The sequence below is a fragment of the Paraburkholderia sp. JHI869 genome, from assembly GCF_038900775.1.
Taxonomy (GTDB): Bacteria; Pseudomonadota; Gammaproteobacteria; order Burkholderiales; family Burkholderiaceae; genus Paraburkholderia.
The window spans coordinates 1-12,440 of the sequence record NZ_JAYMSC010000017.1; the positions used below are offsets into that span (position 1 = coordinate 1).

Below are 12,440 nucleotides of genomic sequence, written 5' to 3' on the forward strand. Positions count from 1 at the left end.
ATCGCGGCCAGTCGATGTGCGTGCACGGCACCGGCAGTTTCGTCGATCTGCTCACCGGCACGGTGCGGCCGCGCGCAACCGAAGGCCACGACGGCACGTTGACGATGACGGCGCGGCGTCATGGCGGCGTCTCGCACTTCTCGCTCGAAACCTTCGTGCCGACCACGGGTTCCGCGCTGAACTGGATTTGCGAAAAGCTGCGCTGGTTCGACGACCCCAAGACCATCGCCGCGCTGGCCGGCACGGTGAATTCCGCGCGCGGTGTTGCGTTCCTGCCGGCGCTGACCGGCACGCGCGTGCCGAAGCTCGAACCCGCCGCGCGCGCGTCGCTTAGCGGCATTTCCATCGCCACGACCCAGGCCGAGATTGCCTACGCGATTCTCGAAGGCATCGCGCAATCGGTCGCGCTGTGCGTCGATGCGAACGAGTCCGTTGCGGGCGTGGCCGCGGGCGAACTCATCGTTGGCGGCGGCCTCTCGGGCAGCGACACGCTGCTGCAGATCCAGGCCGATCTCTGCGGCGTGCCGGTACGGCGCATGGCCGAAAGCGACCGGGCGAGCCTGCGCGGCGCGGCGTTTCTCGCGGGCGCCTCAGGCCTCATGTGGGATTCGCTCGACGAGGCGCGCGCGACGCTTGCCACCGACGCGGTGTTCGAGCCGAATATTTCGGAAGACGCACGCTGTCACCGGCGTGCAGCATGGCGCGCCCGCGTGAACGCCGAACTCGCCCATGTGGCGGAATTCGAACCAGGTTGAGCAGGAGAACTAACGCAATGCTGTTGTTTACATCGAGAAGCGTCAACCGCGAACGCGAGAGGATGACCGCAACCGAGCCGCTGCGCCTCGTGCGCGCCGAGCAGCTCGATCGCCTCGCGAGCGAAGCGTTCGACATCGTTATCGTGGGCGGCGGAGTGACGGGCGCGTATGCGGCGCTCGATGCAAGCCTGCGCGGCTATCGCGTGGCGCTGCTGGAGAAGAGCGACTTCGCCTCGGGCACGTCGTCGAAGTCGTCGAAGATGGTGCACGGTGGCCTGCGCTATATCGAGCAAGGCAATCTGGGCCTCGTGCGTCATTCGCTGCTGGAGCGCCAGCGGCTGCGCAGGAACGCGCGCCATCTGGTTCAGCGTCTGCCGTTTCTCTTTCCCGTGCTGGAGAAGGACGGCGTGTTCGACAAGCGCCTCGCCAAGGCATTCGAAAGTCTGCTGTGGACCTACGACCTCGCGGGCGGATGGCGCGAGGGCATCCTGCACCAGAAGCTTTCGAAGGCGGAGGTGCTCTCGCATTGCCCCACCTTCAAAGAAGAGAATCTCAAGGGCGGCTTCCTGTATTTCGACGCCCGCGTGGACGACGCGCGGCTCACGCTCACGCTTGCGCGCACGGCGGCGTTTCATGGCGCGGCTGTCGTCAATCACGCGAAGGCGGCGGAAGTCACGCGCAGCGAGCAGGGGAAGGTGGATGGCGTGATCGTGCAGGCCGATGGCCGCGAGATCCGCGTGCGCGCGGGCGTGGTGATCATGGCGACGGGCGTGTGGCTGCGCGACTGGAGCGGGCGGCGCAAGGGTGAAACCGCGGCGCTGCAGATCCGCCCCGCGAAAGGCGTGCACGTGGCGATTCCCTGGCTGAAGATCCGCAATGACTGCACGGTGACGATACCCGTGCCCGGCCGCAGCCGGCGCGCGACCATCACACGCTGGGGCAACGTCTCGTACCTCGGCACGACCGACGAGGATTACACCGGCGATCTCGACGATGTCTGCTGTACGCGCCGGGAGCTCGATTTCCTGCTGGAAGGCGCGCGTTCCGCGCTCAAGACCGACCTGTGCGCCGAGGACGTGGTGGGCAGCATCGCGGGCTGCCGGCCGCTTGTCGGCCCGCCTGGCGGCAAGACGCTGGAAATGAAGCGAAATCACGAGATTCATGTGGCACCGGATGGGCTCGTCACGATCGTGGGCGGCAAGCTCACCACGTCGCGCCACATGGCGGAGCAGACCATCGACGCCGCGCAAAAGGTCATTGGCGAGCGCCGCCGCTGTTCGACGCGCTCGGCGTACCTGCTCGGCGCGGCGGGCTACGACGCGCAGGCCATCGTCGCCTCGGGCGGTCTCGGTGCGCATCTGGGCGAGCGCTATGGCAGCGAGGCGCGCTTCGTGAGCGATCTGCTGCAAGCCGATGCGCGTCTTGCGAAACCGATCGTCGAAGGCTTGCCCTATACCGAAGCTGAAGTGCTCTATGCAGTGCGCCACGAACTGGCGGGCAACGTGGACGACGTGCTCTCGCGGCGCATGCGCGCGCGGCTCATGGCGCGTGACGCGTCGGCGCGTGCGGCTGCCCGTGTGGGAGAGATTCTGCAATCCGAACTCGGTCTTGGCGCCGAGACTATCGCCAACCAGGTGCGCGACTACATCGCCTCGGTCGAGCACGAAAAATCCGTTTTGATGGGAGATACCGAATGATCAGCAAGGAAGCAGTCAAGCGTGGCTATAACCGCGGCAACTACACCGTTGGCGCACCGACGCCGCCTGCATGGTCCGTCGCGCGCGAAGCAAGCGGTGCCGAGGCCGGGCTGCAGCGCAATCCTGTTTCGTTGAGCGCGCAACAAATAGAGGCGCTGCGCGCGCTGGCCGACGAAGTGCTGGTCGCGACGCCGGAGGTGGTCGCGGCCACGCGCGACTGGTGGGCCGGCACGATGATCGCCGAAACGGGCGGCAAGCCGGCCACGCCGCATGCAGTGGTCGTGCGCGTTTCCACGGTGGAGCAGGTGCAGGCCGTGATGCGTCTTGCCAGCGAGGCCGCGATTCCGGTCACGCCGTCGGCAGGACGCAGCAATGTGACGGGCGCGGCGCTGCCCGTGCGCGGCGGCATCGTGCTCGACGTTTGCGGCCTGAACCGCTTGTTGAACTTCGACCGCGAAAGCCAGATCGTCGAAGTCGAGGCGGGCATGTTCGGCGACATCTTCGAGGAGACGATCCAGCGCGACTACCGCATGACGATGGGACACTGGCCTTCTTCGTACGCGATCAGCACCGTGGGCGGCTGGGTGGCGTGTCGCGGCGCGGGGCAACTCTCCACGCGCTACGGCAAGATCGAGGACATGGTGTTCGGCATGGACGTCGTGCTCGCGGACGGGCGGCTCGTCACGCTCGGCGGTTACTCGCGCGCGGCCGTCGGCCCCGACCTGCAGCAGCTTTTCATCGGCTCCGAGGGCACGCTCGGCGTGATCGTGCGCGTGCGCCTGAAGCTGCATCGTCTGCCTGACTACGGGCGCGCGATTGCCTATGGCTTCAGTTCGTTCGCCAAGGGTCTGGAGGCGTGCCGCGAAATTCTGCAACGCGGCGGCAATCCCGCGGCGCTGCGCCTTTACGACGCGCTCGAAAGCGGCGTGCAGTTCGGATTGCCCGAATCCAACGTGCTGCTCGTGGCGGACGAAGGTCCGCGCGACATCGTCGAAGCGGTGCTCACGATCAGCGAGCGCGTGTGCAAGGAACTCGGTACGAAGCTCGACGAAGCCGCCATCTTCGAGAAATGGCTGGACACGCGCTACCTCACCGGGAAGAGCGCCGAAGGCTTCAAGCGCAGCCCAGGCTTCGTGGCCGATACGCTCGAAATGATCGGCCCCTGGAAGGATCTTGCGGGCATTTACGACGATGTCGTGAAGGCGATCAACGCGGTGCCCGGCACGCTCGCGGGCTCGGCGCACCAGTCGCACGCCTATGTGGACGGCGCTTGCCTCTACTTCTCGCTGCGCGGCGACGTGGAGGTGGCGGACCGCGCGCAGTGGTATCGCGCGGCCTGGGACGCCGCGAACCGCGTGATCATCCAATACAATGCAACGCTTAGCCATCATCACGGCGTGGGCCTGCTGCGCGCGCCCTATATGAACGATTCGCTCGGCAGCGCGTTTGCGGTGCTGGAAACGATCAAGCAGGCGCTCGACCCGAAAAACATTCTCAACCCGGGCAAGCTCGGTCTCACCGACACGCTCAGTCACGAGGCGAAGCAATAAAACAATGGATATGTCACTTGGGGCGCGTCTGCAGCGGCACCCGGTCATCGCGACGCTTTACGGCGTCGAGCAGTTCGACGACTTCCTGAAGAGCGCGGCCGAGGTCGCCATCGTCGCGAACGTCGATCTGCGCATGCTTCACAAGGTGGTCGCGGCGCTCACGAAGGCGGGCAAGTATGTCATCGTCAATATCGATAGCTGCGACGGCCTTTCGCAGGACAAGGGCGGCGTGGAGTACCTTGTCGATATCGGCGTGACGAGCCTCGTTTCGACCCGGGTGGCGACGATCCAGCGCGGCAATCGCGCGGGCCTCATCACGATCCAGAAGGTGTTCGTGACGGACCGCTCGACCTGGCCGCGCAGCGTGAAGGCGCTCGAGCAGAGCGACCCGAACATCGTGCAGTTGATGCCGGCGCCGATGCTCGCGCGAATTACCGCCCAGGACCGCAAGGTGCTGCCGCCCATCGTCGCATCGGGCTTCGTGTGCAACGAGGCCGATGCGCGCGATGCGCTCGAACGCGGCGCAGTGGCCGTTTCGACGAGCGAGGCCGGGTTGTGGGACATGAAGCTCGCACGCTGAAGCGGCGAATTTATCCGGAGCAAACGATGGCGAAATCTTATTTGCAGGTCATTGCGCACTACTACGTAAAACGCGGGCACGGCGACACGATTGCGGCCTTGCTACGCGAGTTGGCGCAGGCATCGCGCGGCGAGCCGAAGAATCTCTATTACGACTACTTCCGCTCGCCGGCCGATCCCGATCACTTCGTGATTCTCGAACAATACAGCGACGCGAATGGGCTGGCGGAGCATCGCGAGACCGCGCATTTTCAACGCATTGGTTTGCAGTCCATCGTGCCGCTGCTGGAGCGGCGCGAGGTGGCGAGCCATATGGTGAACGAGGGCGAGGCGTAAGCGCCGGGTTCTACTGCACCGTGATGGTGGCCTTCATATACGGGTGGATACCGCAAAACACTTTGTATACCCCCGGCTTGTCGAACTTGAATTGATAGGTGTCGTTCTGGTCGAGCGCGGCGGAGTGAAAGACGCCCGCGTCATTGACGACCGTATGCGGTTCGCCATCCATGTTTTTCCAGGTGACGGTCGTGCCCGCCTTGACCGTAATAGCCATGGGCGAAAACATGAAATTCTTGATGACGATCTGATTGGCGTCCTGCGCGTGCGCGGCAGGCGAGCCGAGGGCCGCCACCGCCATGAGCATTCCGATCCCGTAGAAGAGGGCGAACGCGCGACGAGTGTGAATGGAGAGCATGGCTCGAATCCTTGTTGAGTGCGCAAGACGCAAGGTCAGGCGAGGGTCGTGTCGGAGAGCGTTGCCGCGAGGGGATGGCGCGAGACCCGGATACTGGTTACGCCGAGCATCTTCGGCAATTGATCGCTTGCCACCTTGAGCGGCCCGGGTCCGGGGCCATCGCCAGCCGTCGGTTGCGGATAGGCGGTCGAGCGTGCCGTGTGGAACGTGATATTGCCTTCCACCTTGGAAACGATCTGATGAATATGACCGTTGAGCACGGTCACCGAGCCAAAGCGCTTCAGATAATCCATTGCCTGGCCCGCATCGCCGGTACCCCAGCCCCACGGTTCGTAGATCGTCCACATCGGCATGTGCGTAAACACGACGATCGGCGTGCTGGACGTGCGGCCCTTGAGGTCGTTTTCGAGCCAGGCGAGCTGGTCCTCGCCCAGATTTCCCAGCCCGTTCGGCTTGAAATGCATCACGTTGACGAGCGCGATGAAGTGCACGCCGTTGTGGTCGAAGCTGTAATAGCCACGGTTGTCCGATGCCTTGCCGAAACGCTTGAAGTATTCGCCTTGCGGTCCGTCCGTCACATCGTGCTCGCCGGGCGTGGTGTGCAACTCCGTGATGGTGAGGCCGGAGAGCAATTGCGCCGCCAGATCGAACTCCTCGGGTTTGGAGAGGTGCGTGATATCGCCCGTGTGAATTGCGAGAGCAGGCTTGACCGGCATGGCGTTGACATAGTCAATTGTCTGCTTGAGCGTACCCGCGACATCGGGATTGGCTTCCTTGTTGAAGCCAATATGCGAGTCGCTGATCTGCAGGAAGAGCGGCACGCCCGCCGATTTGTCCTTGGCGCTGGCTGCCAGCGCCAACTCCACCGGCGTGAGGACGCCTCCGGCCAGAACAAACACGGTGCCCGCGCCACCGAAGGCGAGGCATTTCAGGGCATTGCGGCGCGACGGCTGGGAAGGAAGATCTGACGACATGATGTCCTCTCGACTGGGTTCGGGAAGTCGGCCGCCGGTGCCATGCGGAGCGCCTTCAGGGCGGGCTTCACGTGCAATACCGCGAGGGCGGCGGTTTTATTCCCATTTTTTTCCCAGAGTTTTTCTCCATGTTTTTCCCGGTAGTCGAGCGCGGGAATAACCGGCGTCGACGCGCGGTAGTGCAGACGTGGCAAACGCAATGGCGGAAACATCCATGGACATCATCGCGATGGCTCGTCGCCGCGCCGGCGGCGTGAGAATCGACGTGCAATTCGTTCTGCGCCGACTTCAACTCGGGTCGGGCCTCGTGATGCTGACTTATCTCTTTCTGCATCTGGTCAATCACGCGCTCGGCATCTGGTCGCTCGAACTTGCCGGACGCGGTCTCGTGCTCGTGTTGCGGCTTTGGCGCAGCACGCCCGGAACGATTGCGCTGTATGGCGCGGCATCGGTGCATTTCGTGCTGGCGTTGCGCACGATATACGGACGGCGCCACTGGGCCCTGCCGCCCGCGGAATGGCTGCGCCTGTGGGCCGGGCTCAGCCTGCCGCTCCTCTTGATCCGCCATGCCGTGACGACCCGGCTCGCGTCTTCGCTCTATGGCTTCGAACCCGACTACGAGCGAGTCATTGTTGTGCTGCTCACGAGCGGCACGCAGGGCCTGCAACTCGCGCTGCTAGCGCCTGGCTGGATACACGGATGCCTCGGGCTGTGGTTCCGGTTGCGCCACTATGCGTGGGCGCGCCGCATGCGGCTGGCGCTGCTGGCACTGGTTGTCGTGCTGCCGCTGCTTTCCGCTGCGGGCTTTCTCCAGATGATGCGAGTCGTCGAGGGGACGCACCGCCTGCTTCCGCCTGTCGATGCCGCGCTAGTCGTCCATCAAGCTGCCCTCAATGGCGCGCGTCACGATCTCGTCACGCTGTATCTCGCCCTGATTGCCAGTACGCTGATGCTGGGCCAGTTGCGCAACGCGCTGGAGCGCCGCAGGCTGCGCAGACGTTCGGTGGACGCCTGTTTGCTGGCCCGGAGTTCATCGCGCGAGCAGGATTTTCAGGAATGACTTTCGATGTCGAGTTTGTTCCGCCAGGAAGGCGAAAACTTTATATTCAGCGCGTGCGGAGAGGGCGAATATACGGGTTCCAGATGTTGTCAGAAGCGGTTGTCAAAAGTGGGAGGACGCAATGCCCGCGAGTCTCGAGAATCCGGGAGGAGACATGTCGACAGTTTGTGCGATCCACAGCGACCCGCGTTCCGAGACGTTGAGTTCGGTCGCTGCGCGATTCAAAGGCAGGACAGTGCGCCTGTGTTCAGGCGGGCCGTTGATGACGGTAAACCAGGTCCTGCCTACGGCATTCGGGCCGCAGCTTTCTTGTGCCTGGTTCGAATCGCCCGAGTCGACGAAACTGATCAGGGCCGTGTTCAGCACCGATGCCGTTCAGTTCGCTTCAGCGTAATCGGGCACTCAGACGCTATAACCCGAATTGCGCATCAACCGGCGCGTTGCCTCGCCGCCCGAGCCTTGCGAATCGAATTGCGCGCGAAGTTTCGCGTCCGCCTTGCGGGTCACGCCGCGGTGCATGGCCACAATAATCGCGAAACAAGCAATGAGAAAGATTAGTAAGGTAGGCATCACGTTGCTCCTGGTTGGACTGGCCGGATAGGTGTCGCGTCCATTGATTACGAGGCGCATGGTGCGGGCGCTGAACGGGGCCAACGGAGCCCAGCCAGCCGTCACGGCGTTCTCGATTTATCATTTGGTACGCGCGAGGTGCCAAAATACGCGCATAACCCGTACCGAGGCCGCGATCCGCCCCTCTTTGCTGAGCCATGCGCCGCGAATCGAAGGCAGCCGGTTCCGCTTGAGATCAGGACGCCGAATCCCATTTAGCATTCGTGAACCAGCGTATTCGTCCTCCCTTACCGCCTGAATGGCCCTTTCCGCCGATTCGCGACGTCTCCGGCCGCGCCTTCGGCGATCTCGTCGCGCTTCAATATCGCGGCGCTGGCGTGTGGCTCTGGCGGTGCCGATGCGGCGCACACGTCACGGCCGCGCTCGATGAGGTGGAGAGCGGCCAGACGCGGGATTGCGGCTGCCGTGAGCAGCGCCGCGTGTGGCGGTCCCGGCCGGGTTCGCCCGCGCTGAAGGGCGGCGAGGTGTTCGGCCAGCTGACGACGGACCGGTACGCCGGCGATGGGATGTGGGTTTGCCGGTGCGACTGCGGCAATGAGGTGACCGTGAGCGCGGGGCGCCTGCGCCTCGGCCAGGCGCGGTCGTGTGGCCGTTGTTTTGGCGGAATGTCTGCTTAGTGTAAGGAAGGGCATTGCGCCTGGGCTTGCGGGTCACCGCCAATGACTCGTCATTGTGCAATTCAGCGAGCCACGGCTTCGCGCTCGCTCTCGCGTTCCAGAAAAGCCGCCACGGCTGCCGCCTCCATCGGGCGGGAACAATAGTAGCCCTGAATAAGCCTTGCCCCGAGCGCCGATACCGTTTGCAGTTCGTCCGCCGTTTCCACGCCTTCGACCACGCAGTCGAGCGACATCTGCCGGCTGAGATTGAGCAGCGTGCGGACCACGGTGAATGCCGTCGTGCGCTCCTTGAGACCGCTCACGAACATTCTGTCGATCTTCAGGCGCGTGAGCGGCAGATTGCACAGGTAGGAGAGGCTCGAATAGCCGGTGCCGAAATCGTCGACCGACAAACCGCAGCCCAGCGCACGCAGCACTTTGGCCGCTTTCTGGATCTGCTCGAAGTCTTTGGCCATCGCGGTTTCGGTGATCTCGAAGTCGAGCCGGGCCGGGTCGATGCCGCTGCTGAGAATGCACTGCGCCAGTTCCTTTACCGCCGATTCGCTGGCGAAATCATGCGCCGAAAGGTTGAAGGACAAGCCGATATGCGCGGGCCATTGTTTCGCGCAAGCGAGAGCCTTGGCAAACAGCGCGAGGGTCAAGCCGTTGATGACCCCGTTGCGTTCCGCGGCAGGAATGAATTCACCGGGCGGGACCGTGCCGAGCAAGGCGCTTTGCCAGCGCGCGAGGGCTTCGAAACCGACGGTGCGTTGCCGCTCGAGCGAGAAGATCGGCTGGAAGGCGAGGTGAAGTTCGCTGGCGAGGTCGGGCGAGCGTAGCGCCTGCGCGATTTGCGACTCGCGGATGATTGCGTTGCGGTGCGTCTCCGAAAAGATGGTCACCGAACCGCGCGAGCGGCGCTTGCCTTCGTAAAGCGCGTAGTCTGCTGTTTCGAACAGATCCGCCTTGCTTCGTGAAATGTGCGGATAGGTCGAGAAGCCGATCGTCGCCCCGAGCCGCACGGAAACCTCGCCGACAAGCACGGGATAATGAAAGACATCGCAAATGGTCCGGCCGAGCTGCGAAAGGCTGGCATCCGTGCAGTCGTGCGTGACAATCACGCCGAACTCGTCGCCGCCCAATCGCGCCAGGGTGATCGTGCCGCGCGCCGCTGCGGCCAGGCGCGAGGCGACTTCGGCTAGCACGTGGTCGCCCAGTGAGTGGCCGTGAATGTCGTTCACGGACTTGAAGCCGTCGAGATCGACGAGTCCCACCGCGAGCCGGCCGCCCGACGCCATGGCGGAATCGAAATGCTTGTCGAGCGAAGCGAAAAACGCCCGCCGGTTGGGCAGATTCGTGAGACTGTCGATATTCGCGAGACGCTTGTTTTCGCCTTGCGTTGCAACGAGGTCGGAGAAGTTCTTGAATTGCGTGAATGCAACGACCAGCATCGCCAGCGAGACCAGCGACGTATCGATTGCGATCGCCTGGAATACCCCATTTCCCGAACTCAGGAACGTGACGACGAGCGCGCCATTGACGATGGCGGTGACGGTGAAAGCCGCCTTGACGACGTTCATCAGACAGAAGATGACGCCGACGACCGTGATGGCCATGTAAAAGGCAACGTGGAGCTTGAATGCCGCGCCGCCGTGAGGCAAGAGGGACAGCGACCACGCCGTGAACGAGATCGCGAAGACCCACGCGAGCCTGCCGGAATTGCGCAGGATCGTAGCTGCTTCTTCCGCACTGACGCGGATTCTCGAGAGCCGCAACCAGGAGAGGACGCGTACGAAGCAAAATACCGTGAGCACGAGCGGACAGACGAATCCCTGCCACGCGGGAAGCTCGCTCTCGTGGGGCAGCACCATGCCCCACGTGTTGACGACCAGCAGCCCATACATCATGGGAAGCTGATAGATCATCACACGCAACTGCGCGAGCTTCAGTGCCGCGCTGTTTCCGGCGATGAACGTGCGTCGAATCGTTCCCCAATAGTGGGCCAGGACGTTGAACATTGTCTTGCGAGTCGATGCGGTCCCGTTGAAGTAGCCAGGAACGAAATGTAATACCTCCGTTTACGACCGCGCGCATTATTTCTGGAGGAAACGCGCGTGCTTTTCATGGTTGTTTGCGCGCGCCCATTTTTCATCAGACGATTAACGCGCGTGCGTTCGCGCCTTTCGTTTCTTCAACGATGCGACCACCTCGTCGACCATTGGGTGGTGACGTTGCGTGTTCCAGAGCAGCGCAGCCGTGACCACTGCAATGTTTTCTTTCAACGGCCGCACGATCACATTTGCGGGCGCAAGCTTGCGCATCGACGATGGCACGAGTGCGACGCCCTGACCGCAGCCGACATAGGCGATTTGCGAAGTGACGGTGCGCACTTCGTGCGTGATGTGCGGCGTCAGTCCATGCGAGCGGCACACCGAGGTCAGGAAGTCGAAATACACCGGACTGACCTGCCGCGACGACATCACCAGTTGCTCGCCTGCCAGCGACTGCAGTCGCACGCGGGGCAGCGCGGCCAGAGGATGATCCTTTGGCAGCGCCACTGCCAGGCGGTCCTCCGCGAGCGGCAGGGTGGCGATGCCGCTACCCACCTCGCCGTCGATGCGCACGAACGCGAGATCGAGTTCGCCGGCTTCGAGCATATGAATCGCGTCGACGCTGTCGATTTCCTGGACGAGCACGGTCAGTTGCGGGTGAGCGTGTTTGAGCGCATCCAGCACGGGTGGTACCGTTTCGAGCATCGCGGAGGTGATGGCGCCGACATGCAACACACCTGACTGCCCGGCGGCAACCTCACGCACGACCCGCTCCAGCCGCTCGACCTGCCCGGCGAATTGCCGCACAGCCGGCAATATGGCGGCGCCGGCCGGGCTCAACTGCGTGCCCTGGCGCGACCGGTAGAACAGTTCCAGCTTGAGCGATTGTTCGAGCACCTTGATCTGCTCAGTGAGCGGCGGCTGCGACATGTTCAGCCGCTGGGCGGCGCGCCCGAAATGCTGTTCCTCTGCCACCGCGAGGAACATCCATAGCTGCCGTATCAGCCTGAAGTCGATCGTATTGTTCATCGTGCGCGCGTTTCCCGCTGGCCAGTTGCTGTTCTGGAAATCGTATCACCGAGATACGAAATGCGAAATTTACATATCAGCCGTGCGGCGCGAGGATGGCGTGACTTTCCAACGGAGCCGAGCGTGACGACCATCCCTTCTTTCCTCGATCGACTCGCGTCACTCGACACCAACACGGTTTCCGACGCACTCGACTTTCTCGGCTTGCCCGGCGCGACTTACGGCTTGCGTCCGCTCTGGGACTGCCCGAAGATCGTCGGCCGCGCCAGCACCATCTTGCTCGGGCCCAAGCAGGACGCCAAACCCGGCGTGCACCTCATCTCCCCCGTCATCGACGCGGTCAGGACGAACGATCGCGTGCTGGTGATCGCGGGCGGCGTGGAAGGCATTTCCTGCTGGGGCGACATCCTCGCCAATGCCGCCACGGCGAAACAGATTCGCGGCTCCATCATCGACGGCGCGAGCCGCGATATCGATGGCAGCGAGGCCATCGGCTATCCGGTATACGGCCGGGGCGTCACGATGATCAGCGCGCGCAATCGCGTGGTGCAGATCGACTCGGGCAAGCCGGTGCAAATGGCGGGGGTCACCGTGCATGAGAACGACTATGTGATCGCGGATCGATGCGGCACCGTGTTCGTTCCTACCGGCCACATAGAAGCGGTGCTGGACCTTGGCGAGCGGATCGCACGCCGTCAGGACGGCATGGTGGCGGCGGTGCGCGCTGGGCGGCCGGTCGCCGACGTCATGCACGACAAGGAATTCGAAGCGATTGCGGTTCGATGAGCGGCCACAGGTTCAGACAAATTGATAAGGCATGCTACC

General features: G+C 63.4%; 13 protein-coding genes. 7 read left to right on the forward strand and 6 right to left on the reverse strand.

The window, feature by feature from the left end; genetic code table 11:
• The 5 genes from VSR72_RS25835 to VSR72_RS25855 form a co-directional block, all read left to right on the forward strand.
• Positions 1 to 755 (forward strand): FGGY-family carbohydrate kinase (locus VSR72_RS25835; protein WP_342955193.1); only part of this gene is annotated, 755 nt, incomplete at its 5' end.
• Between the two features lie 17 nt (positions 756 to 772).
• A complete protein-coding gene (locus VSR72_RS25840; protein ID WP_342955194.1) occupies positions 773 to 2,452 on the forward strand; it encodes a glycerol-3-phosphate dehydrogenase/oxidase in 1,680 nt (559 codons plus the stop codon).
• The gene (locus VSR72_RS25845; protein ID WP_342955195.1) at positions 2,449 to 4,002 is read left to right on the forward strand and encodes an FAD-binding oxidoreductase; all 1,554 of its coding nucleotides are present in this window, start codon (positions 2,449 to 2,451) and stop codon (positions 4,000 to 4,002) included. The genes VSR72_RS25840 and VSR72_RS25845 overlap by 4 nt, the downstream gene beginning before the upstream one ends.
• 4 nt (positions 4,003 to 4,006) lie before the next feature.
• Complete coding sequence (locus tag VSR72_RS25850) at positions 4,007 to 4,582, forward strand: glycerol-3-phosphate responsive antiterminator (protein WP_342955196.1); 576 nt, start codon at positions 4,007 to 4,009, stop codon at positions 4,580 to 4,582.
• Positions 4,583 to 4,608: 26 nt separating this feature from the next.
• Positions 4,609 to 4,917 (forward strand): putative quinol monooxygenase, encoded by a 309-nt coding sequence (locus tag VSR72_RS25855; protein ID WP_342955197.1) that lies wholly within the window; start codon positions 4,609 to 4,611, stop codon positions 4,915 to 4,917.
• 10 nt (positions 4,918 to 4,927) lie between these two features.
• On the opposite strand, the gene VSR72_RS25860 is transcribed toward VSR72_RS25855, so the two are convergent.
• The 3 genes from VSR72_RS25860 to VSR72_RS25870 form a co-directional block, all read right to left on the reverse strand.
• Positions 4,928 to 5,218, reverse strand: a complete 291-nt coding sequence (locus VSR72_RS25860) for a cupredoxin family copper-binding protein (protein WP_342955328.1) — start codon at positions 5,216 to 5,218, stop codon at positions 4,928 to 4,930.
• A 92-nt stretch (positions 5,219 to 5,310) separates the two neighbouring features.
• On the reverse strand, positions 5,311 to 6,249 hold the full coding sequence (locus VSR72_RS25865; RefSeq protein WP_342955198.1) for a metallophosphoesterase: 939 nt from the start codon (positions 6,247 to 6,249) through the stop codon (positions 5,311 to 5,313).
• Positions 6,204 to 6,461, reverse strand: a complete 258-nt coding sequence (locus VSR72_RS25870; protein WP_342955199.1) for a hypothetical protein — start codon at positions 6,459 to 6,461, stop codon at positions 6,204 to 6,206. The genes VSR72_RS25865 and VSR72_RS25870 overlap by 46 nt, the downstream gene beginning before the upstream one ends.
• Before the next feature lie 2 nt (positions 6,462 to 6,463).
• Between VSR72_RS25870 and VSR72_RS25875 the strand changes: the two genes are divergently transcribed.
• Positions 6,464 to 7,309, forward strand: a complete 846-nt coding sequence (locus VSR72_RS25875; RefSeq protein ID WP_342955200.1) for a hypothetical protein — start codon at positions 6,464 to 6,466, stop codon at positions 7,307 to 7,309.
• Positions 7,310 to 7,711: 402 nt separating this feature from the next.
• Here the strand turns inward: VSR72_RS25875 and VSR72_RS25880 are convergent, their stop codons facing one another.
• The 3 genes from VSR72_RS25880 to VSR72_RS25890 all read right to left on the reverse strand — a co-directional run bounded on the left by VSR72_RS25880 (position 7,712) and on the right by VSR72_RS25890 (position 11,615).
• Positions 7,712 to 7,984 (reverse strand): hypothetical protein, encoded by a 273-nt coding sequence (locus tag VSR72_RS25880; RefSeq protein ID WP_342955201.1) that lies wholly within the window; start codon positions 7,982 to 7,984, stop codon positions 7,712 to 7,714.
• Positions 7,985 to 8,618: 634 nt separating this feature from the next.
• On the reverse strand, positions 8,619 to 10,553 hold the full coding sequence (locus VSR72_RS25885; RefSeq protein ID WP_342955202.1) for an EAL domain-containing protein: 1,935 nt from the start codon (positions 10,551 to 10,553) through the stop codon (positions 8,619 to 8,621).
• A 141-nt stretch (positions 10,554 to 10,694) separates the two neighbouring features.
• Positions 10,695 to 11,615, reverse strand: coding sequence for a LysR substrate-binding domain-containing protein (locus VSR72_RS25890; RefSeq protein ID WP_342955203.1), 921 nt, complete (start codon positions 11,613 to 11,615; stop codon positions 10,695 to 10,697).
• A gap of 123 nt (positions 11,616 to 11,738) precedes the next feature.
• Here VSR72_RS25890 and VSR72_RS25895 point away from each other — a divergent pair, with 123 nt between their 5' ends.
• Positions 11,739 to 12,401, forward strand: coding sequence for an RraA family protein (locus VSR72_RS25895; protein ID WP_342955204.1), 663 nt, complete (start codon positions 11,739 to 11,741; stop codon positions 12,399 to 12,401).
• The last annotated feature ends 39 nt before the right edge of the window (positions 12,402 to 12,440 follow it).